The organism is Cohnella xylanilytica, from assembly GCF_014212175.1.
In the GTDB taxonomy this organism is placed as follows: Bacteria; Bacillota; Bacilli; order Paenibacillales; family Paenibacillaceae; genus Cohnella; species Cohnella xylanilytica.
The window spans coordinates 1-21,173 of record NZ_JACJVR010000079.1 but is presented as its reverse complement, the minus strand read 5'-3'; the positions used below and the strand labels follow the sequence as shown (position 1 = coordinate 21,173).

The following is a 21,173-nucleotide window of genomic DNA, read 5'->3' as shown; positions in this document are numbered from 1 at the left end:
AAAAGGAGGGGTCGTTCATGTCCGTCGAGCTCGGCCCGGACCGGCCGGCGTTCGGAGGCGCCCGAAGCGGCGCCCCGGGGAATTCGGAACGCGCGGGACCGGCGTTCAGCCTGTTCTTCTTCTCGTCGGACGGCGAGGAGAAGGAGAGGGGCAAGTACGAATCGCTTCTGGAGATCGCGGCCTTCGCCGACGAGCGCGGATTCGAAGCGGTGTGGACGCCCGAGCGGCACTTCCACCGGTTCGGCGGGCTGTTCCCCAACCCGTCCGTGCTCGGCGCGGCCGTCGCGGCCCGGACGAACCGGATCGGCATCCGGGCGGGGAGCCTCTCGCTGCCGTTCCATCATCCGATCCGCGTGGCGGAGGATTGGTCGGTCGTCGACAACCTGTCGGGCGGCCGGGCGGGACTGTCGGTCACCTACGGCTGGCATCCGAAGGAATACGTGCTGGCCCCGGAGCTGTACGAGATTCGCCGGGAAGCGATGTTCGAGCGGCTCGGCGTTCTTCGGAAGCTGTGGCGGGGGGAGCCCGTCACGTTCCCGGCAGGCGGCTCCGAGCACGAGATCGCGCGGATTTATCCGCCTCCGGTGCAGCGGGAGCTGCCCGTCTGGATCACGACGGCCCGCACGCGCGACACGTGGCGCAGAGCCGGCGAGATCGGGGCGAACGTGCTGACCGCGCTCTACGCGATTACCCCGGCCGAGCTGGAGGAGAACATGGCGGTCTATCGCTCGGCGCTTCGGGAAGGCGGGCATTCGGGGGGCCAAGTGACGCTTATGCTTCATACCTTCCTCGGGGACGATCCCGCGGAGGTCCGCGCGACGGTGCGGGAGCCGATGATCCGCTACCTGATTCATCATACGGAGCTGTACGACCCGGCCATGATCGCGAGGGAGCTCCGCATCGATCCGGCCCAGGTGGGCGAACGGCACCGCCGCGCGCTCGCGCAGATCGCGTTCGAGCGGTATTGGAACGACAGCGCGCTGTTCGGGACGGTGGAGACGTGCTCGGCCAAGGCGGAGCGGCTGTTCGCCGCCGGGGTCGACGAGATCGCCTGCCTGATCGACTTCGGGGTTCCGGACAAGGAGACGGAGGCCAGCCTGGAGCGAATCGACCGTTTGAGACGGAAGCTAGCGGCTTCGGCCGCGAAGGAGAGGAGCGATGAGCATGGCTAAATGGGCGGCGTTATATCCCGGCCAAGGCTCCCAATACGTCGGAATGGGCAAGGAGCTGCGGGACGGGTCGGCCGCGGCGCGGCGGACGTTCGAAGAGGCGGACGACGCGCTGGGCTACAAGCTGAGCGAGATCTTCCTCGAGGGCGACGCGCGGACGCTGACGCGGACCGAATTCACGCAGCCCGCGCTGCTGACGGTCGGCGTGGCGGCCCACCGCGCGTTCGCCGAGCGGCTCGGGGCCGAGCCGGATTGCGCGGCGGGGCACAGCCTCGGCGAATGGACGGCGCTCGCCTGCGCCGGAGCGATCGGGTTCGCCGACGCCTTGAGGCTGGTGTCGCTGCGCGGGAAGTTCATGCAGGAGGCCGCCGACGAAGGCGCCGGGGCGATGTGCGCCGTGCTCGGCATCGGCCGGGAGGAAGTCGAGCATATCTGCCGCCGGCTCTCCGCGCCGGGGGCGGAGGTCGTCGTGTCGAATCGGAATTCTCCCGAGCAGACGGTCGTCTCCGGCCGCGCCGAGGCGGTGCGGCGGGCGGCCGAGGAGTTGGAGCGGCTCGGCGCGCGGACGGCTTACTTGAACGTGGGGGCGCCGTTCCACAGCCCGCTCATGAAGCCGGCGGCGGCCAAGCTGGCGGAGGCGCTGCGCGGCTTCGAATTCCAGGAGCCGAGTTGGCCGGTGCTGTCCAACGCGACGGGGGAGCCTCATTCCGGCGGCCCGGAGACGATCGCGCGCCGGCTGGTCGAGCAGATCGCCTCGCCCGTCCGGTGGGACGAGGCGATGCGGCATCTCGTCCGGGCGGGCGTGTCGGCCGTCGTCGAGCTCGGCCCGCAGACGGTGCTGACCCGGCTGGCGAAGGCGAACGCGAAGGAGCTGGCGGCCTATTCGTTCGAGCGGCCGGAGCAATTTTCCGCGATACGGGAGGGGCTCGCTCCGCTGCTGGAGAGACGCCCGTCCGGCCGCAGCGCCGACGGCGGCAGCGCTTATGGAGAGACCGCTTATGGCGATAATGCCCGCGGCTTCGTCGTCCGATGCCTGACCGCCGCCGTCGCCACCCGCAACCGCAACTGGGACGAAGCCGCGTACCGGAGCGGCGCGATCGAGCCGTACCGGGGCATCGAGGCGATCCAGGAGAAGCTGGACGCGGAGGAACGCGGGCCGGATCCGGGAGAGATGAAGGAGGCGTTCGGCCTGTTGATCCGGATTCTGGAGACGAAGGGGGTTCCCGAGGGCGAACGGTCCCAGAGGCTTCGCGAGATCGTGGAGAGGACGGGAACGGCCGCGCTGTTCCCCGAATGGACCGGGGACGGCGCGGAGGCGGGAGGTGAAGGGCATGCGCTTCGAATCGGTTAAGCTCGGGGCTCTCGACGGCGAGGAGCGGGAGCCGTCCCGCCGGGAGCCGGCTTCCGCTTCGGATATCGCCGTCATCGGAATCGGCCTGAGGCTGCCCTTCGCGCAGACGGAAGCGGAGCTGCTCGAAGCCCTTCGGTCCGGCCTGGACGCCGTGCGGCCGCTGCCGGCGAACCGCAAGGCCGACGCCGACCGCTACTTCCGGGCGACGGGCGTCGACCCGGCCGGCGTCCGCTACGGCGAGGCCGCTTATCTCGAAGAGATCGACCGCTTCGATTACGCCTTCTTCAGGCTGTCTCCGAAGGAAGCCGGCCTGCTCGACCCGAACCAGCGGCTGTTCCTCGAGACGGCCTGGTCCGCCGTCGAGGACGCCGGGCTGGGCGGGCGGAGGCTGGCGGGCAGCCGGACCGGCGTCTACGTCGGCTACGGGTCGGATTCGGACTACAAGCGGATGATCGACCGCGTCGAGCCGGACTCGGCGTCGATGGCGATGCCGGGCAACGTCCGCCCGATCATCGCCAGCCGCCTGTCCTACCTGCTGGACCTCCGCGGGCCGAGCCTGCTCGTCGACACGACCTGCTCCTCTTCGCTCGTCGCCGTCCATATGGCTTGCCAGGCGCTGCGCAACGGAGAATGCGACGTCGCCATCGCGGGCGGCGTGCAGCTGCACCTGCTGCCGGTGCGCGAGTTCGAGGTCGGGATCGAGTCGTCCACGGCCCGGACCCGGACGTTCGACGACGCCGCCGACGGAACCGGCACCGGGGAAGGGGCCGCCGCCGTCGTGCTGAAGCCGCTGCGGCGGGCGCTCGCGGACCGCGACCCGATCTACGCGGTCGTCAAGGCGAGCGCGCTCAATCAGGACGGCGGCGGCTCGGTCGGCATCACGGCCCCGAACGCGGACGCCCAGGCGGACGTTCTGGCGGAAGCATGGCGGCTGGCCGGCATCCGGCCGGAGACGATCGGCTATATCGAAGCGCACGGTACGGGCACCAAGCTCGGCGATCCGATCGAGCTGGAAGGCATCCGCCGCGCGTTCGGCCGGTTCACGGACCGCAAGCAGTTCTGCGCCGTCGGCTCCGTGAAGAGCAACCTCGGCCATCTCGACAACGCGGCGGGCATCGCCGGGCTGCTGAAGGCGATATTGTCGCTGAAGCATAAGCAGATTTTTCCCACGCTGCACGTCGACCGTCCGAACCGGCGGATTCCGTTCGTCGATTCGCCGGTCTACGTGAATACGTCCCTGCGCGATTGGGAGGCGGGGGAGGGGCCGCGCCGGTGCGGCGTCAGCTCCTTCGGCATCAGCGGCACGAACTGCCACGCGGTGCTGGAGGAGGCGCCGGCTCCCGCGGCTTCGACGGCGATTCCGGCGCCGCAGACGGGCTCGGGCGCCTTGTCGGAGCTTGGCGCGAGCCCCGCGTCCGGCGAGGCTTCGGGGCGCCCCGAGCTGCTGCCGCTCTCGGCCCGCTCCGCGGGGGCGCTGCTCGAGCTCGTCCGGCGTTACGCGGACGAGCTGGAGAACCGGCCCGGGCTGCGGCTCGCCGAGGTATGCTATACGGCCGCCGTCGGGCGCGGGCATTATCCGTATCGGCTGGCCTTCCCGGCGGGAGACTGCGGCGAGCTGATCCGCGCCTTGCGCCGGGCCGCCGCGTCCGACCCGGCGCAGCTCCGTCCGGCGGAAGAGGCGGACGAGGCCGCGAGCCGGGCCGCGAACGAGGCCATCCGGCGCTTCGCCGCGGAAGGCTTCCGCGGCGCGGACCGGCTGCGGGAGCTCGGCCGGCTCTACGAGGAGGGGGCGGATCCGGCTTGGGAGCTGCTCTATCGAGGCCGGGAGCTGGGCCGCGTTCCCTTGCCGACCTACCCGTTCGAACGGAAGAGATGCTGGCTTCGCTTGCCCGGAGAGGAAGCCGAAGCGGGCTCGCCTTCCGCGGCGCGAATTCCCGTCGCGGAAGAGAAGCCGTCGTTCTACTGGCGGGCCGAGTGGCGGCCGCAGCCGCTCTCCGGCTCCGAATCTCGCTTCCAAGGAGACCTTCTCCTGGTCGGCGGCGAGGAGTTGGGCGAACGGGCGGCCGCGAAGCTTCGGGCCTGGGGAGCGGCGAACGTCCGAACCGCCGGCTTGGTAGGGGCGGGCGCGTCCGCTTCGTCTCTGCCGGAGCTATCGGCTATCGAACGGTACGAGACTGCGTTCGCCCGGCTGCTCCGGGATTCCGCCTCCAAGGCGGGGGCGAGACGGATCGCGCTATTCGAGCGGGAAGCCGGCCGGTCGGAGGAAGAGGCCGTGTGGCTGAGGGTCCCCGCCCGCGTACTCGGCCTGCTGCGGGCGTTGAAGGCGGAGGAGGAGCGGGAGACCGAGCTCTGCCTGATCGTCCCGAAGGCGCATCGGGCGCTCGGCGAGGATTCCTTCGCCGACCCGAACCTGGCCGCGATCGCCGCCCTTGGCAAGGCGGTCCAATGGGAGCTGCCGCGCGTCTCCGTCCGCGTGCTCGACTACGGCGACGCCGTCCGCGATCTCGACGGCTTGACGGCGGAGCTGGCCGCCCCTCTCCGCGACGGCGCGGAGTACAAGATCGCCTTCCGCGGCGGCGCCCGTTATGTCGAGCGGATCCTCCCGGCGGAGCGCGGGGGCGATGCCCCGGCTCCGATCGCTTGGCGGACGGACGGCGTCTACGTCGTCACGGGCGGGCTCGGCGGCGTCGGCCTGGTTCTGGCCGAGCGCATCGCCGCCAAGGGGCGGGCGCGCATCGCCCTGCTGGGCCGGTCGGCCTTCCCGCCGCGGGAGGCTTGGGACGCGGTCCAAGCCGAAGCGCCGGATTCCCGCGACGCGGGGCGGATCGCCTCGATTCGCGCCATGGAGCGGGCCGGCGCTTCCGTGGAGACGATCCGCGCCGACGTCGCGGACGAGAGCTCTCTGCGCGACGCGCTGGAGGAGCTGCGGAGGCGGCACGGGCGCATCAACGGGATCGTCCACGCGGCGGGGAGCGGGGACGGCGACTATCTCGTCCGGCTGACGGAGGAGCGCTTCGAGGCGATCGCCGAAGCGAAAACGAAGGGCGCCCTCCTGCTCGACCGGCTGACCCGCGAGGACCGGCCGGACTTCTTCGTCCTCTGTTCCTCGGCGATCACGCTCGTCGGAGGAGTCGGCTCCGGCCCGTACGCGGCGGCCAACGCCTGGCTCGACGCCTTCGCCGCGAACCGCCGGGCCGCAGGCCTTCCGGCGACGTCCGTCGGTTGGCCCGCCTGGGACGGGATCGGCCTGTCCGCGGGCTCTCCGCCGGACGAGAGCAAAGAGCTGTTCCGCGTCCTGTCCGCGGCTGCGGGGGCGGCCGCGTTCGAAGAGCTGCTGACCCTGCCGTTCGGCCACGTCTGGGTCGGCGAACCGAACCGGGACGGCCGGCTCTTCGAGCTGGCGGACCGGCTTCCCTTCCGGCTGGAGCCGCCGGCCGGGGCGAACGCCGGGCAAGAGCGGTCCCGGCCGCCTCGGCCCGAGCCAAGCGCGGCGCCATCCCCCTTGCCGTCCGTGAAGCTGAAGGGCAAGGGGGCGGGCGAAGCCTACACGGAGATCGAAGCGAAGGTAGCGGGAGCTTGGGTCAAGGTGCTCGGCTACGAAGAGCTGGACGTCGGAGACAACTTCTTCGAGCTGGGCGGCGATTCGATTCTGATCACCCGGCTGCACAAGCATATCCAGGAGCTGTTCCCGGGCCGGACGCGGATCGCCGACCTGTTCTCGCATCCGACTATCGCGAAGCTGTCGGCTTATCTCGAGGCGGCGGAGCGAGCAACGGCGGAGCCTTCGAAGCTCTCCGCTTCGCAAGCGAGCTCCGCCGCCGCCGCGGCCCCCGGCGAAGCCGAAGGCATCGCGATCGTCGGCATGACGCTGCGTCTGCCGGACGCCGCCGATCTGGACGGCTTCTGGGCGAACCTCGCCGCCGGACGCGAATCGATCGGCGCTTACCCGGAAGCCCGCCGCGCCGACAGCCGCCGGTTCGTCGCGACGTTCACCGACGTCCCGGACGATAAAATCCGCTTCAGCCCCGGCGGCTATCTCGAAGCCGTCGACGGCTTCGACTACGGCTTCTTCCAGCTGTCGCCGCGGGAAGCGTCGCTGATGGATCCGAACCAGCGGCTGTTCCTTGAGGCTTGCTGGGAGGCGATCGAGGACGCCGGCTACGGCGGCGGCCGGCTCAAGGGGACCCGCACGGGCGTCTACCTCGGATACGCCGACTGGCCCGTCTACGGCCAATACATCACGAAGAAGCATCCATCGCTCGTGCAGGCCGCGGGCGCCGGCAACACCCCGTCGCTGATCGCGAGCCGGATCGCGTACTTGCTCGACCTGCACGGCCCCGCCTTCCTGGTGGACACGGCGTGCTCCTCTTCGCTCGTCGCGATCCATCTCGCCTGCCGGGCGATCCTCGGCGGCGAGTGCGACGCGGCGATCGCGGGCGGGGTGAAGGTATGCCTCATGCCGGTGGAGGGCGTGTTCGAGATGGGCATCGAATCATCCCGCCGCCAGACCCGGGCCTTCGACGACGATTCGGACGGGACGGTATGGGGCGAAGGCACGGTCGCCTTCCTCCTGAAGCCGCTCTCGAAGGCGCTCGCGGACCGGGACCGGATCTATGCGGTCATCAAGGGGAGCGCGATCAACCAGGACGGGGCTTCCGTCGGCATCACCGCCCCCAACGCGACGGCCCAGGAGGACGTGCTCGCCAGAGCCTGGGAGGACGCGGGGATCGACCCGGCGACGATTACGTACATCGAGACGCATGGAACCGGAACGAAGCTCGGCGATCCGATCGAGATCGACGGCATCCAGAGGGCGTTCGGGCGGTATACGGATCGCAAGCAGTTCTGCGCGGTCGGCTCGGTCAAGGCCAACATCGGCCACCTGGACAGCGCCGCCGGCGCGGCCGGCCTCGCCAAGGCGATCGCCGCTCTCGTCCATAAGCGGCTTCCGCCCGCCCTGCACTTCGAGCGGCCCAACCGCAACATCGCCTTCGAGAGCTCGCCCGTCTACGTGAACGACCGGCTCTCCGACTGGGAGACGGACGGGGCGACTCCCCGGCGGTGCGGGGTCAGCTCGTTCGGCTTCAGCGGCACGAACGCCCACGTCGTGCTGGAGGAGGCGCCCCCGGCGGCGCCGGCCCGCGGCGCGGAAGACGAGCCGGACCGCCCCCGGCTGCTGGCGCTGTCGGGGAGAAGCGCGGAGGCTCTCCGGGAATCGGCGCGCAGGTTCCTCCGCTTCCTGGACGAATCCGGGGATTCGCTGGACGACGTCTGCGGCACCGCCAACGCGGGAAGAGGGCACTACGCGCACCGGCAGGCTTACGTCTTCCGAAGCCGGGCTCAGCTGCGCGGCCAACTGGAGGCAGCCGTCGGGGCTTCCCGCGGAGAGGCGCTTCCGGACGGAGTCTACGCCGGGGAGCACCGCGTTGTCGCCGGCGAGCGGGAGAGCCTGGGGCCGGGCCAGCTGACGGCCGCCGGCCGGCGAAGGCTGAGCGAGGAGGCCGCTCGGCTGACGGAGGCTCTTCGCGAGGCGGAAGCGGGAGAGGCGGCGGGAGCGGATGAAGGCTGGCGCGAGCTGGCGAGGCTCTACGCCGCGGGCGCCGAGATCGATTGGGAGCGCCTGTACGAAGGGAAGAAGCTCCGCCAGGTCCGGGTGCCGACCTATCCGTTCCAGCGCAGCCGCTGCTGGGTCGAGCCCGGGCCGGCGGAGACCGCCGCGATCCGGACCGAGGCGACCCCGGCCCGAGCTCAGGCCCCGGCGACGGCCTATGCCCCGGCTCCGGCGGAAGCGGCGCTCCCCGGCCCGAGCGAAACCGAGCCGTTCCCGGAGGTCGCGCTCAAGGGACGGGAGAGCGGCGTCTACGGGCCGCTCGAGCTCCGGCTCGGCCGGCTGTGGGGCCGATTGCTCGGGCTGGGCGAGATCGACGTCTACGACGACTTCTTCGACATCGGCGGCCATTCGCTATTGGCGATCGAGATGGAGACGGAGCTGGCCCGGATCGGGATCGCGATCGACGCCGACGACCTGTACCGGCACCGGACGATCGTCCGGCTGGCGCGGCACCTCGAGGAATCCGGAGCGGCCGCGCGGATCGGGGAGGCGGAGCCGGATGCCGCCGCGCAGCGGCCGTTCTTCTCAACCGGCCCCGGCGACTCCTCGCCGCTCGCCGGGGAGGACGCGATCCGGCCGCCCGCCGCTGCGCCTGCTGTCGTTGCGCCTGCCGCCGCTCCGTTAGATGTCGCCGCGCCAGCCGCAGCCGCCCTGACGGACTCCTCCTGCCCAATCGACGCATCCGAAGAATCCGATGCGACCGGCACGCCCGTTCCGGCCTTCGCCGCGCCGGCGGCGCCCGCCATTCCGGCAATGGCCGCCCCCGTTGCCGGCGGACCCGAGGCGCTCGTGCTGCCGGGCATCGAGCCTTTTAACGACATTTTCTACCGCAACTGCTTCTTCAACTCGCTGTTCCCGGTCGTGCGCGCCTTCGGCCGAAGCCTCGCGCCGTACCTGGCCAACGACCGGATCGTCTACGGCCGCTCGCCCGAAGGCCGGTTCTTCGCCGGCTACGAAGCCGTCCGTCCGCTCGCGGAGCTGTTCGCCGCCTCCGGCATCCGGGCCGAAGCCCGATTCGGCAGCGACGACATCGTCGGCGAACTGGTCGAAGGCCTGTCCGAAGGCCGCCCCGCCATCGTCTGGGTGGACAGCTACTACGAATCGATTCGGACCGACGCTTACCGGAAGCAGCACATCGACCATACTCTGCTCGTGTTCGGCTACGACCGGAGGGAGCGGCTGTTCCATATCGTCGAGCACGACCGCAGGGAGAACTTGTCCTACAAGAGGCGCACGCTTCCGTTCGAGGAGATGGCCCTCTCCTTCGCGGGCTTCCTCGAAAATTTCGCGGACGAGGGAGCGCACGGGGCGACCCATTATTATTTCTCGCCGGCGCCTTATCCGGACGACGGGCCTCCCGATCCGGTCCGCCTGCTGGCCCGCCATCTGGAGGACGGGGACGGGCGATGGGCGGCCGGCATCCGGGAGCTCGAGGCGTTCATCGGCGAATACGCCCTGCTCGCGTCGCCGGACGGGCGCCTCAGGGAGCGCTCGGCCGAGCTCGTCGCGACGATGAACGAGGCGATCGCCGCCAAACAGGTGGAGCGCTACCGGCTGAACCTGCTGCTGCCGGAAGCCGCGGAAGAGGACGCGCTGCTCGAAGAGGCGATTCGCCTGTGGGAGTTCGTCCGCAAGGGGACGGCCCGCTTGCTGTACGGAGCCGAGCTCCGTCCGGAGACGATCGCGGAGGGGCGCGAGAGATTAAGCCGTCTCGCCGAGGCCGAGATGCAACTGCAACAGTTGCTTATGGCGCGGCTGGAGGCATACGCGGAACGCGCCACCTGATCGCCCCCAAAAAACGGCGAGTGACCATTCCGCTAACGAAACCTGTCGCAAAGCATTTGAATTTGAACCAATGTGTATGAAAAAACATACAAACTCGGCCCGCAAGAAGGCGCCAAGCCGGGATTTGTATGAAAAAACATACAACTCGGCCCCGCAAGAAGGCGCCAAGCTGGGATGTGTATGAAAAAACATACAACCTCCGGCCGCAAGAAGGCGCCAAGCCGGGATTTGTATGAAAAAACATACAACTCGGCCCCGCAAGAAGGCGCCAAGCTGGGATGTGTATGAAAAAACATACAAACTCGGCCTGCAAGAAGGCACCAAGCCGGGATGTGTATGAAAAATCATACAATCTCGGCCCGCAAGAAGGCGCCAAGCCGGGATTTGTATGAAAAAACATACAAACTCGGCCTGCAAGAAGGCACCAGCCGGGATGTGTATGAAAAATCATATAAACACGGCCGCAAGAAGGCGCCAATCCGGGATTTGTATGAAAAATCATCGGCCCCGCAAGAAGGCACACATTCACCTGGTTGTGTTTTTGTCAGCCGACTAGCATTGCCGGGCAGGGCGCCTTTTCCGCGAACCCGGGCGTTCGACTCCGAACCCCTGCGAGGGGCGGGATAGGGAAGCGAACGGGGAAGCAAAGGCGGTATGCCAATAAGGCCATTATAAAAAATCGCATGACGCATCCAAGGAGGAGTAGCCATGTCGGCAACGGTTCGGGACAAAGTGATGGAGATGCTCAGGGACGTGCTCGCGGAGGAGAGGGACCGGCTTGACGCCCTCGGTCCGGACGACGACTTGTCCGGGTTCGGCGTCAACTCGATGACGTTCATCCGCCTCGTGCTCGCGCTCGAGATGGAATTCGGCGTGTCCTGGGACGACGACGACCTGCAATACCAGAATTTCCTGACGGTGAACAGCATCATCCGGTACGTGGAGGAGTCGATGGCCGACTCGGCCTGACTCTCCTTCCGTTCTCGCCAATACCAAGGGAAGCGAGGGGAAGACGATGTGGACGAACGCGGGCGCGCTGAAGGACGACAAGCTGGTCGATTACGTGCGGAATCTGAATCCGCAGCTGAGGCAACTGACGATTTTCCCATCCGAGATCTGCAATTACCGCTGTTCGTTCTGCCATATCTGGGGAGACACCGGGTGGGCGCTGAAGGAGCCGCAGCGGGTCATCCGGGAGCAGCTCGACATCGAAGTGCTGAAGCGGTTCATCGACCAGGTGGCGCAGACGGGCAACAAGGTCGGGGCGATTCTGACCGGCGGGGAGATCATGCTGTACCGGCACTTCGAGGAGCTGGTCTCCCACCTGCGAAGCCGCAAGATGAACGTCTACGTCAACACGAACGGCTCCTTGATGAAGAATCGGCTCCCCTTCCTCATCGAGAACACGGTCGTCGTCAACGTCTCCATCGACGGCCCGGAGGAGTACCACGACGCGATCCGGGGCAAGGGCAGCTTCCGGACGATCTGCGACAACATCGAAGCGCTCATGGCCGAGAAGAAGCGCCGCAAAAAAATGTTCCCGTTCGTGAGCGTCAACATGGTGCTGTCCACGTCGAATTATCATAGCGCCCGAAGCTTCATTCCGGCGCTGCGCGAGCGGTTCAAGGACTATACGGTCGTCCTTCACGACACGAAGAATCCCTGGCAGAGGCGGAGGGACCTGTCGGTCAACTTCTCGCCGCTTCTGTACACGACTCCGGAGAGAGGGCAGGCTTACGCGGACCAGATGAAGGAGCATCTGGACTGTCACGTGTCCCCGGCATGGCAAGGCTTCGTGGAGGAGTCCATCCCGATCGACACCGAGGCGCTGAAGCGCGACCTTCAGGCGATCTGGGCAGAGGAAGGCGTCGATTATTCGGAGTACGTCGACATTCACGATTACTACACGGACATCGACAACGTCTTCGGGCGCTCCAAATGCGTCGCTCCCTGGCACGAACTCATTATCCGCCGGACGGGGGACGTCTATCCGTGCGTCGATCTTCCCGATTACAAGCTCGGCAACATCTACGAGAATTCGCTCGCGGAGATCTGGCAGGGGGAGAGGGCGGTCCGGTTCCGCGACTACCTGCTGAACGACAATCTGATGATGTGCAACCGGTGCACGCGCCTGTTCGCCGATCCGGAGACGTTCTGAACATAGCCGGGAGAAAAAAAGCCGGGGGAGACCCCGGCTTTGCCGCGCCCGCCGCGGCTAAGGCTCCCCGTGTCCCCGGAATTGGAAGTTCGGGTGCGCGAGGATCGGTTCGTCGAACAGCCTGTAGGAGAGACCGTTCCTCCAGGCGACATAGTTGAAGCTGAGCTGGTCCCTTCGGCTGAACCGGTCGATCTCGGCCCACCACTGGTTCATGCAGGACGCGACGAACGGATCGTTGTGCCGGCGCAGCAGGATGGACGCCATGATCAGCCCGTTGTTCTCCGGGTAGCCGAGAAGACGGTAGCGCTCCGTCTGTCTCCGGATGAGCTCCGGGTCGTCGAGCCGGAACAGGGCGCACAGCTCGGCCTCCCGGTAGAGGCAGATCCGGTCGGGATGGCGGAACGCGGCGAGGGCATGGCCGGCCAGCTCCCTCTCCATTAGAGAAGCAACGTCCCCGGAGATGGCGAAGTTGGCGTCCACCCACAAGCTGATCTCGTGCCCGGGGAACAGGACGTGGGGCTGCGTCTTGAACCACCGGGCTTCGCGGACGGGGTCCGCGCGGCGGCGAATAACGGGAACGAGCTTCCAGGCGCGAACTTGGAGCCGGCCCGGGTTGTCGGTGAAGCAGACGTAGTCGACCCCATCGTTCGGGGGATCGGGGTCGCGCAGCAGGTCGCGGTCCCCGAAGATAGCCGTGTAGACGACTTTGGAGGCGGTCACGGTTCCGGCTTCTCCCTCCTTCTTGTCCGAATGCGTTCCTTCCATCGTATGCGGCGCCGGCTCCGATGCCCGTGCTAACTCCCGCAGTCGAAGCGCCCTGCCATTTAGTCCGCGTCCGTTCCGTGCTACAATCGAGGAAATAACGATTGTCCATTATCGGAGGAGACTTGGAACGTGGAGCAGGCAACGCCTACGGCCGGACAGATCTCCAAGGTCTGCATGCTCGCCGGGAAAATCATGCTGGAGAACGGCGCGGAGACGTATCGGGTGGAGGATACGATGATTCGGATCGCGGCTTCGTACGGGATGCCGAACGCCCATAGCTTCGTGACTCCGACGGGAATCATTTTCTCGCTCGGGGGGATGGATACGCAGGCGAGCCTGATGCGGATCTCCGAGCGCTCCACCGATCTGCGCAAGGTCGTTCTCGCCAACGACATCTCCCGCCGCATCGGCAGAGGCGAGATGTCGGCCGGGGAGGCCTACGAACGGCTAAGCGAAGTGGACGGCTCGTCCGCGGGCTATCCGTTCTGGATACGGCTGCTCGTCGCCGCGGTAGCGAGCGGGTGCTTCCTTCTCATGTTCGAGGGGAGCCGGCCGGACTTCGTTCCCGCGATGGTCTGCGGCGGAGCGGGGTATGCGGCGCTGAACCGGATTCCCCGGTACATTCCCATCAAGCTGTTCTCCGAGTTCTCGGCGGCTCTCGCGGTGGGCGTCCTCGCGTGCTTGCTCGTAAGAAGCGGCCTCGGGCATAGCCTGGACAAGATCGTGATCGGTTCCATCATGCCCCTCGTTCCCGGACTTCTCATCACCAACGCCGTCCGGGATCTGATGGCGGGCCACTTCGTGTCCGGACTCTCCAAGGGGGCGGAAGCGTTCCTGACCGCGTTCGCGATCGGCTCGGGCATCGCGATCGTGCTCTCCTTCTTCGGCGGGGAGGGGATCGCATGACGATCGAGCCGTTCGTCGCGAGCTTCGTCGCTTCCGCCGGGTTCGCGGTGCTGTTCAACGTTCCTTGGCGCAACGTCGGCTTCTGCGGCCTCGTCGGCATGGTCGGCTGGATGATCTACGAGACGCTGCGGGGCGTCCCGGTCGAGCCGATCCTGGCGACGCTCACCGCTTCGTTCGCCGTGACGGTCGTCAGCCAACTGCTGGCCAAGGCGTGCAGGGCTCCGATCATCGTGTTCAGCGTATCGGGAATCGTGCCTCTCGTGCCCGGCGGCACCGCGTACGACGCCATGCTCAACGTCGTGCAGAACCATTACGACATGGCGGTGCAGCGGGCGTTCGAAGCGTTCATGCTGTCGGGGGCGATCGCGTTCGGTCTCGTCTTCTCGGAGGTCATCAACCACGCGATCCGCAAGGCGAAGCTGTGAGCGACGCGCCGGACCGAAGCTCCGGGGCTGCGGACCGTCCGGGCTGTCTGCGAAGCGCACGGAAGAGCAGGATCGGGGAGGCTTCCGATGATACGATTGACTTCGGAAGGAGAGCGAGACATGGAGTGGCTGAACCGGATGATGGACGCGATCGACCTCATTGAGAGGCGGATCGCGGAGAAGACGGATATCGAGGAGATCGCGCGGGCGGCGTATTCGTCTCCGTTTCATTTTCAACGCATGTTCTACATGTTGACGGGGATCACGGTGGCCGAGTACGTTCGGAGGCGCAAGCTGACCTTGGCCGCCCAAGAGCTGGCGAGCTCGCAAGCCCGAGTGCTGGACGTCGCCTTGAAGTACGGGTACGAGTCCCCGGAGGCGTTCTCGAAGGCGTTCCGCAGAGCGCACGGGATCTCTCCGTCCGAAGCTCGGAGTCCAGGCGCGGCGCTCAAAGCGTTCCCTCGGATCTCCTTCCAGTTATCCTTGAAGGGAGACGCGGAGATGGAGTACAGAATCGTGGAGAAAGGCGCCTATCGGGCGATCGGCACGTTCATCCAGACAACGACTTGCGAGGGACAGAACTTAACGGATATTTCCGCTTTCTGGCGACGCGCCAATGCGGACGGAACGGCCCGGCGGTTGGCGGAGGCCGCTCCCGGCAAGGATCTGCTCGGGATCTGCACGAATATGGATGACGGCAGCGAGACGCTCGATTATTGGATCGCGGCCGAGAGCGAAGCGGAAGCGGAAGGCTGGGCTGCGCTGGAGATTCCGGCGGCGACCTGGGCCGTCTTCCCCACAGTCGGGCCGATGCCCGGAGCGATCCAGAAGACGTGGCAGCGAATCTTCCAGGAATGGTTCCCCTCCACGGGCTACGAGCACGCGGGAGGAGTGGAGATCGAAGTCTACCCGGAAGGCGACACGAACGCGGAGGACTATCGCTGCGAAGTGTGGGTGCCCATCGTCAAGAAATAACGAAGAAGGCCGGCATCGGATGCCGGCCTGTCTTCGTTATTTTTCATTATGGCCGGTACGCTTCGTTCTACAGAACGCGGCGGGCCGTCACGTAGCGCTTCTTGTAGTTGCTGGAGTTCAAGTCGCCGATCATGATGCCGTTAATGTTTTTGCCGATCGTGTCGTGAATGAACTTGCCGTTGCCCATGTAGATGCCCACGTGGGTGATCTTCTTGGACTTTCCGCTCGGGGAGCTGAGGAAGATCAGGTCGCCCTTCTTCAGGTTGCTCTTGGAGACGTAGGTGCCTTGCTTGCTCTGGTACCTCGTGCCCCACTTCAGGCTGACGCCGTATTTGCCGAACACGTACTTGGTGAACGAGGAGCAGTCGAAGATCAGCTTGCTCGGATTGTTCACGCCGAATTTATATTTAACCTTGCCCTTCAGGGATTGAGCGAGCGCGATGATTTTGTCGGCTTTCTGGCTGGCCGTCGATTCGGCTTGCACGATAGCGGCGGCCGCGGAGGCATGTCCGGCGGAAGGGAAGACCGCGAGATCGGCTCCGGCGAACACGGTGAGACAGGCGAACGCGATGATCGTTTTTTTCAAGCCTTGTTTAGTCGTCATAGTGACCTCCTGTAATGTCTGGATGCGATTACAGGGGCCAGTATAGCATACGGAAAACTAGGAAACTCCGAAACTGAGTCTATCTTAATACTTCTAAATATAGGGAAAACGACTTCAATCCTTGTAAGGTTCGTAGCCCCAATGCCGGCGGATGAACGCGTCCCGTCCGGACTTCTCGCGGTCCTCTTTGTAGTGCCTCGGGTTCTTCCGATGATAGTTCTGATGGTACTCCTCGGCCGGATAGAATCGCTCCGCCGGACGGATCGCGGTGACGATCGGCCGATCGAATCGGCCGCTGGCGGCCAGGTCGCTCCGGGACCGCTCGGCCAGCTCCCGCTGGCGCTCGTTATGATAGAAGATCGCCGTCCGGTATTGGGACCCGCGGTCGTGGAACTGCCCGCCGTCGTCGGTCGGGTCGATCTGCGCCCAATACAGCTCGAGCAGTCTCTCGTAGGGGAAGACGGCGGGGTCGAACGCGATTCGGACAATCTCGAGATGCCCTGTCGTCCCCTTTTTCACCTCTTCGTAGACCGGGTTCTCCGTATGTCCGCCCATATAGCCGGACTCGATGCCGAGTATGCCGGGGAGCTCCTCGAAGGGAGTCACCATGCACCAGAAGCAGCCTCCGGCGAACGTCGCCCATTCCATCGTCAAGACCTCCTTCATAACCTTCTTGCCTATAATTAGAACGGTAACGAATCGTACGGGGTTTGTCCATCCCGGCCTCGCCATTCCCGGCGCGACTCTCGTCAGGAACGATATGGTAATATAATGATAATTCATGAATTGATTATACGGCGGTGTTCGAAAAAATGGCGGAGACGATATTGCTCGTGGAAGACGACCGGGACATCAGCGAGATGGTCTCGGGGCATCTGGAATCCGAGGGGTTCCGGGTCGACAAGGCGTTCGACGGGGAGGAGGCGCGGCGTCTCTTCTCGCGGAATCGCTACGATCTGCTCCTGCTCGACCTGATGCTGCCGGTCGTGGGCGGAATGGACCTGCTGCAGGAGTTCCGGAGGGAGAGCCTCGTCCCCGTGCTCATCCTCTCCGCGAAGGGCGGGGACGTGGACAAGGCGCTGGGACTCGGGTTCGGCGCCGACGATTATCTGGCCAAGCCGTTCTCCCTCATCGAGTTGACGGCGCGCGTCAAGGCGGCGATCCGGCGGTCGAAGCAGTATTCCCGGACTGCCGTTCCGGACTCGGACCGGACGATTCGGGTGTTCGATCTCGTCATCGACCCCGACAACTTCTCGGTCGTTAAGGGAGGGACGGAGATCCGGCTGACGGCGAAGGAGTTCGCGATTTTGTCGCTGATCGCCACCCACCCGAACCGGGTGTTCACGAAGGCGCAGCTGTACGAGAGCGTCTGGAACGAGGTTTATTACGGCGACGAGAACGTGATCAACGTGCATATGAGGCGGCTAAGGGAGAAAATCGAGGACGATCCTTCCGATCCCCGCTATATCAAGACGTTGTGGGGAATCGGCTACAAGCTGGGGGACCGCTGAGATGACGATAGGGATTCTGAGCGGTATCGTCGTACTGCTGGCCGTCGTCAATTACGCTCAATTCCGGGCGAAGCGCAGGCGGAACGCCAGCCTGAAGTATATCCGCGACAAACTGAACGGGATTCTGGACGAGCGGACCCACGAGCGGCTGCTGCACGTGACCGCGGAGAAGGAGGTCCGCGAGCTGCTCGTCGGCGTCAACCGGCTGCTGGCCAGCAACCACGAGGCGCTGTCCGAGGGCAACCGGATGCGGACGTCGATCCGCCGGATGCTCTCGAACGTATCCCACGACCTGAAGACGCCGCTGACGGTCGTTCTCGGCTATCTGGAGACGATCCGGCACCGCCGGCAGGCGTCCCCGGAGGAGACGGACGCGCTTCTGGCCAAGGTCGAGGCGAAGGCCGCGGAGGTGCTGGCTCTGATCGGCCGGTTCTTCGATCTGGCCAAGCTGGAATCCGGCGACTGGCTCCTGGAGCCCCGGCGCCTGGATCTGTGCGAGCTCAGCCGCGCGACCGTGCTGAATTATTACGACATCCTGACGGACAAAGGATTCGAAGTGGCGATCGACATTCCCGAATCCCCGGTCTATGCGTTCGCCGACGAAGAAGCCGTCCGCCGCATTCTCGACAACCTGCTGTCCAACGCGGTCCGCTACGGCTACGAAGGCGGCATCGTCGGGCTCGCCGTGCGGGACGGGGGCGATCATGCCGTCGCCGAAGTGTGGGACCGCGGGCGGGGGATTCGCGAGACGGAGCGGGAGCGGATCTTCGAGAGACTGTATACGCTCGACGATACCCGCAGCTCCTCGGCCGAGGGGAGCGGCCTCGGCCTCACGATCGCGAAGCGGCTGGCGGAGCGGATGGGCGGCGGCATCGAGGTGGACAGCCGGCCCTACGAGAAGACGGCGTTCGCCGTTCGCTTCGCGAAGTCGCCGATCGACCTCGCGGCCGGCGGAGAAGAAGTAAGAATCTCGTAAGAATCGGGTAAGAAAAACGACCAAGTCCCTCGGTATGATGGATTCAGTAGCAAGAAGGAGGGGCATTGACATGACGTACGCTCTGCGGACGCACCGGCTGACGAAGACCTATAAGGGCAAGGAAGTCGTCTACGACGTCAGCATGAACCTGAAGAAAGGCGAGATCTACGGCTTCCTCGGCCCGAACGGGGCGGGGAAGACGACCGTGATGAAGATGATCACGAACCTGGTGAAGCCGACGGCCGGGGAGGTCGAGGTTCTCGGGGAGAAGCTGACCCCGTCTTCGTACGAAGTGCTGAAGCGGATGGGGAGCATTATCGAGAATCCGATTTTCTACGAGAAGCTGACGGCCCGGGAGAACCTGGAGCTGCACTGCGAGTACATGGGCTTCTACAACAAGAACGCGATCGACGAAGCGCTTCGGCTGGTGAACCTGAAGAACGCGGACCGCAAGCCGGTCAAGGAGTTCTCGCTCGGCATGAAGCAGAGGCTGGGCATCGCCCGCGCCATCGCGACGAAGCCGGAGCTGCTCATCCTCGACGAGCCGATCAACGGGCTGGACCCGGTCGGCATCCGGGAGCTGCGGGATTTGTTCCTGCTGCTCAGCCGGCAGTACGGCATCGCGCTGCTCATCTCGAGCCACATTCTGGGCGAGATGGAGCAGATCGCGGACACGGTCGGCGTCATCCGGGACGGCCGGCTGCTCGAGGAGGTGCCGATGGAGACGATCCGGGGACGGCAGACGGATTACATCGAGCTGCGCGCCTCCGACGGGGCGAAGGCCGCCTTCGTCCTGGCGAACGAGCTGAAGCTGACGAACTTCCGGGTGATGGAAGAGAGCGGCCTGGTTCGCATTTACGACCTGCGCATCCCGCAGAGAGACATCGCGCAGGCTCTGATCCTGAACGGCGTGTCCGTCGATTCGTTCAGCCGGAAGAGCCACTCGCTCGAGGAATACTTCATGGGACTGATCAAGGGGGGCGAATCCGATGCGGCATCTCGTTAAGCTGGAGCTTCGGAAGAACAGCTTCCGCGGCGTTCTCTGGACGGCCGGCATCGCGGTGCTGGCGATACTGGGCTTCACCCTTCTGCTGGCCGCGGATCCGGAAGGCTTGGGCAGCTACGAAGAAGCGATTACCGTCATGGGCATGCTCGTGCGCGTCACGTTCGTCGTCCACGCGTCCGTCCTGCTCAGCCGGCTGATCGTGGACGAATACCGGAACAAGACGATTACGGTCCTGTTCACCTATCCGATCAACCGCAAGAAGCTGCTGCTCGCCAAGCTGCTGCTCGTCGGGGCGCTGACCTTCGGCCTGGTCGTCGTGTGCGATCTGCTCGTGGTCGCGGGGTTCTATCTGTTCAACGAGAAAATTCAGTACTTCCCCGAGCTGCCGGCCGCCGACGTCTGGCGCAAGCAGGCGATCCTGCTCGTCGTCAACGCGGCGGCGTGCTCGGGCATGTCGCTCATCCCGCTGTTCTTCGGCATGATCAAGAAGTCGGTGCCGACGACGATCGTCTCCTCCATCCTGATCGTCGCCCTGCTCAATTCCTCGAACAACGGGGAGACTCTCGGCTCGAACGTCTCCGTCTCGATCGCGTTCGGCGTCGTCGGCGTGCTCGTCGCCCTGCTGGCGATCCGCAACGTCGAGCGGGCCGATCTCTAAGCTTGATGGAGCGGGCCTGTCGGAGCGTCGAGCCGGCCCGCGTTCTGGAAGCCGTCCCGGAAGCCGCCGCAAGCGGCCGAGGGGGCGGCTTTTTTGCGCTTGTATTTTATTTTCCCCGTCGGTTGCTATCTTCGCGATTATCTTATACAATAATCACTGATATTGATAACCATTCTCATTAATAAGACTTATAGGGGAGAGAATACTTTGAAGACCAAGAAGTCGCCGCTCGTCCTGACGCTTATGCTCGTGCTGGCCCTGGCCGTTACCGCTTGCGGGGGCAAAGCCGATACCAATAACTCCGGAGCTTCCGCCGGCGAATCGGCATCGCCGTCCGCGAGTTCGTCCGCCGGCGCGTCGCCGTCCGCTTCCGCTTCGGCATCCGAGGCGGCCACCAAGACCTACAAGGACGGCCTGGATCGCGAAGTCGAAGTGCCGACGCATCCGGAGCGCGTCGTCGCTCTATCCAACGTTGGCGAGCTGCTGTCGCTCGGCGTCAAGCCGGCGGGCACGCTGAATTACTACCTGGACAAGTACAAGAACGGCGACGCGCTGTCGGGCGTGGCGAGCGTGGGCGACCAGGAAGCGGACGTCGAGAAGGTGACGGCCGCGGATCCCGACCTTATCATCGTCAGCAGCTACTTCAAGCCGGAGCTGATCGAGAGCCTGCAGAAGATCGCGCCGACGGTCGCCACCCCGTGGGGCCAGCCGCCTCTGACGCAGCTGAACGTTCTAGCCGGCCTGCTCGGCAAGGAGACCGAAGAGAAGGCGTGGATCGAGAAGTACAACGCGAAGGCGGCCGAGGTGAAGGAGAAGATTCGGCCGAAGGTGGCGGAAGGCAGCACCGCGGTCGTCCTCCAGTTCTGGAACAAGGCGATTTATCAGCATGCGACGAATGTATTCCAGCCGCTGTTCGAGGGAGTCGGCTTCGTGCCGACCGAGAAGGAGGAGGCCGTGGAGAAGAGCGCCGAGATCAGCGAAGAGGGCGTCATCGACTATGCGGGCGACGCCGACTATCTGTTCATTCTCGTCGACGGCCAACCGGATAAGGACCGTTACGAGGAGCTCAAGAAGACGGCGTGGAAGAATCTGAAGGCCGTCAAGAACGACCGCGTCGTGCTGGTCGACAGCGCCCGTTGGAACGACTACAGCACGGCCGCCATGGAATGGATCCTCGAAGACTTGGAGACGCAGTTCGGACAATAATGGATATCGGAAGGAGCATCGGAAGAGCCGCTTAGGCTTCCGGTGCTTTTTTTCTACGGCGTGCCCA

Annotated in this window: 16 protein-coding genes; 13 read left to right on the top strand and 3 right to left on the bottom strand. The window is 65.5% G+C overall.

Features of this window, described 5'->3' with window-relative positions; all coding sequences use genetic code 11:
• Positions 1-17: 17 nt before the first annotated feature.
• The 5 genes from H7B90_RS20255 (at position 18) to H7B90_RS20235 (ending at position 12,074) form a co-directional block, all read left to right on the top strand.
• Positions 18-1,172, top strand: coding sequence for a MupA/Atu3671 family FMN-dependent luciferase-like monooxygenase (locus H7B90_RS20255; RefSeq protein ID WP_185137714.1), 1,155 nt, complete (start codon positions 18-20; stop codon positions 1,170-1,172).
• Positions 1,165-2,520, top strand: a complete 1,356-nt coding sequence (gene fabD, locus H7B90_RS20250) for an ACP S-malonyltransferase (RefSeq protein WP_185137713.1) — start codon at positions 1,165-1,167, stop codon at positions 2,518-2,520. Before H7B90_RS20255 ends, fabD begins: the two co-directional genes overlap by 8 nt.
• A complete protein-coding gene (locus H7B90_RS20245; protein WP_185137712.1) occupies positions 2,501-9,916 on the top strand; it encodes an SDR family NAD(P)-dependent oxidoreductase in 7,416 nt (2,471 codons plus the stop codon). Before fabD ends, H7B90_RS20245 begins: the two co-directional genes overlap by 20 nt.
• Before the next feature lie 708 nt (positions 9,917-10,624).
• Positions 10,625-10,885: an acyl carrier protein gene (locus tag H7B90_RS20240; RefSeq protein ID WP_212963227.1), complete on the top strand. Its 261-nt coding sequence runs from the start codon at positions 10,625-10,627 to the stop codon at positions 10,883-10,885.
• A 46-nt stretch (positions 10,886-10,931) separates the two neighbouring features.
• Entirely contained in the window at positions 10,932-12,074 is a 1,143-nt protein-coding gene (locus H7B90_RS20235) for a radical SAM/SPASM domain-containing protein (RefSeq protein ID WP_185137711.1), read from the top strand.
• A 57-nt stretch (positions 12,075-12,131) separates the two neighbouring features.
• Here H7B90_RS20235 and H7B90_RS20230 read toward each other — a convergent pair whose 3' ends face one another.
• Entirely contained in the window at positions 12,132-12,839 is a 708-nt protein-coding gene (locus tag H7B90_RS20230) for a glycosyltransferase domain-containing protein (RefSeq protein WP_185137710.1), read from the bottom strand.
• A gap of 129 nt (positions 12,840-12,968) precedes the next feature.
• Between H7B90_RS20230 and H7B90_RS20225 the strand changes: the two genes are divergently transcribed.
• From H7B90_RS20225 to H7B90_RS20215, 3 genes are all read left to right on the top strand, one after another.
• On the top strand, positions 12,969-13,745 hold the full coding sequence (locus H7B90_RS20225) for a threonine/serine exporter family protein (RefSeq protein ID WP_373316008.1): 777 nt from the start codon (positions 12,969-12,971) through the stop codon (positions 13,743-13,745).
• Positions 13,742-14,170, top strand: a complete 429-nt coding sequence (locus H7B90_RS20220) for a threonine/serine exporter family protein (RefSeq protein ID WP_185137709.1) — start codon at positions 13,742-13,744, stop codon at positions 14,168-14,170. The genes H7B90_RS20225 and H7B90_RS20220 overlap by 4 nt, the downstream gene beginning before the upstream one ends.
• Positions 14,171-14,290: 120 nt before the next feature.
• On the top strand, positions 14,291-15,145 hold the full coding sequence (locus tag H7B90_RS20215) for an AraC family transcriptional regulator (protein ID WP_185137850.1): 855 nt from the start codon (positions 14,291-14,293) through the stop codon (positions 15,143-15,145).
• Positions 15,146-15,212: 67 nt separating this feature from the next.
• On the opposite strand, the gene H7B90_RS20210 is transcribed toward H7B90_RS20215, so the two are convergent.
• Together H7B90_RS20210 and msrA are read right to left on the bottom strand one after the other, a co-directional pair.
• The gene (locus tag H7B90_RS20210) at positions 15,213-15,749 is read right to left on the bottom strand and encodes a C40 family peptidase (protein ID WP_185137708.1); all 537 of its coding nucleotides are present in this window, start codon (positions 15,747-15,749) and stop codon (positions 15,213-15,215) included.
• A 114-nt stretch (positions 15,750-15,863) separates the two neighbouring features.
• Complete coding sequence (gene msrA, locus H7B90_RS20205) at positions 15,864-16,397, bottom strand: peptide-methionine (S)-S-oxide reductase MsrA (RefSeq protein WP_185137707.1); 534 nt, start codon at positions 16,395-16,397, stop codon at positions 15,864-15,866.
• A 164-nt stretch (positions 16,398-16,561) separates the two neighbouring features.
• Between msrA and H7B90_RS20200 the strand changes: the two genes are divergently transcribed.
• The 5 genes from H7B90_RS20200 to H7B90_RS20180 all read left to right on the top strand — a co-directional run bounded on the left by H7B90_RS20200 (position 16,562) and on the right by H7B90_RS20180 (position 21,106).
• A complete protein-coding gene (locus H7B90_RS20200; protein WP_281421389.1) occupies positions 16,562-17,260 on the top strand; it encodes a response regulator transcription factor in 699 nt (232 codons plus the stop codon).
• Between the two features lies 1 nt (position 17,261).
• Entirely contained in the window at positions 17,262-18,236 is a 975-nt protein-coding gene (locus H7B90_RS20195) for a sensor histidine kinase (protein WP_185137706.1), read from the top strand.
• A 70-nt stretch (positions 18,237-18,306) separates the two neighbouring features.
• Positions 18,307-19,242: an ABC transporter ATP-binding protein gene (locus H7B90_RS20190; RefSeq protein ID WP_185137705.1), complete on the top strand. Its 936-nt coding sequence runs from the start codon at positions 18,307-18,309 to the stop codon at positions 19,240-19,242.
• Positions 19,226-19,900 (top strand): ABC transporter permease, encoded by a 675-nt coding sequence (locus H7B90_RS20185; RefSeq protein WP_185137704.1) that lies wholly within the window; start codon positions 19,226-19,228, stop codon positions 19,898-19,900. The genes H7B90_RS20190 and H7B90_RS20185 overlap by 17 nt, the downstream gene beginning before the upstream one ends.
• A 207-nt stretch (positions 19,901-20,107) precedes the next feature.
• Complete coding sequence (locus H7B90_RS20180; RefSeq protein ID WP_185137703.1) at positions 20,108-21,106, top strand: ABC transporter substrate-binding protein; 999 nt, start codon at positions 20,108-20,110, stop codon at positions 21,104-21,106.
• The last annotated feature ends 67 nt before the right edge of the window (positions 21,107-21,173 follow it).

Excerpts from the sequence above, each read along its gene's own strand:
- H7B90_RS20255 (WP_185137714.1), top strand. The coding sequence starts at position 18 with ATGTCCGTCGAGCTCGGCCCGGACCGGCCGGCGTTCGGAGGCGCCCGA.
- fabD (WP_185137713.1), top strand. The coding sequence starts at position 1,165 with ATGGCTAAATGGGCGGCGTTATATCCCGGCCAAGGCTCCCAATACGTC.
- H7B90_RS20245 (WP_185137712.1), top strand. The coding sequence starts at position 2,501 with ATGCGCTTCGAATCGGTTAAGCTCGGGGCTCTCGACGGCGAGGAGCGG.
- H7B90_RS20240 (WP_212963227.1), top strand. The coding sequence starts at position 10,625 with ATGTCGGCAACGGTTCGGGACAAAGTGATGGAGATGCTCAGGGACGTG.
- H7B90_RS20235 (WP_185137711.1), top strand. The coding sequence starts at position 10,932 with ATGTGGACGAACGCGGGCGCGCTGAAGGACGACAAGCTGGTCGATTAC.
- H7B90_RS20230 (WP_185137710.1), bottom strand. The coding sequence starts at position 12,839 with ATGGAAGGAACGCATTCGGACAAGAAGGAGGGAGAAGCCGGAACCGTG.
- H7B90_RS20220 (WP_185137709.1), top strand. The coding sequence starts at position 13,742 with ATGACGATCGAGCCGTTCGTCGCGAGCTTCGTCGCTTCCGCCGGGTTC.
- H7B90_RS20215 (WP_185137850.1), top strand. The coding sequence starts at position 14,291 with ATGGAGTGGCTGAACCGGATGATGGACGCGATCGACCTCATTGAGAGG.
- H7B90_RS20210 (WP_185137708.1), bottom strand. The coding sequence starts at position 15,749 with ATGACGACTAAACAAGGCTTGAAAAAAACGATCATCGCGTTCGCCTGT.
- msrA (WP_185137707.1), bottom strand. The coding sequence starts at position 16,397 with ATGGAATGGGCGACGTTCGCCGGAGGCTGCTTCTGGTGCATGGTGACT.
- H7B90_RS20200 (WP_281421389.1), top strand. The coding sequence starts at position 16,562 with ATGGCGGAGACGATATTGCTCGTGGAAGACGACCGGGACATCAGCGAG.
- H7B90_RS20195 (WP_185137706.1), top strand. The coding sequence starts at position 17,262 with ATGACGATAGGGATTCTGAGCGGTATCGTCGTACTGCTGGCCGTCGTC.
- H7B90_RS20190 (WP_185137705.1), top strand. The coding sequence starts at position 18,307 with ATGACGTACGCTCTGCGGACGCACCGGCTGACGAAGACCTATAAGGGC.
- H7B90_RS20185 (WP_185137704.1), top strand. The coding sequence starts at position 19,226 with ATGCGGCATCTCGTTAAGCTGGAGCTTCGGAAGAACAGCTTCCGCGGC.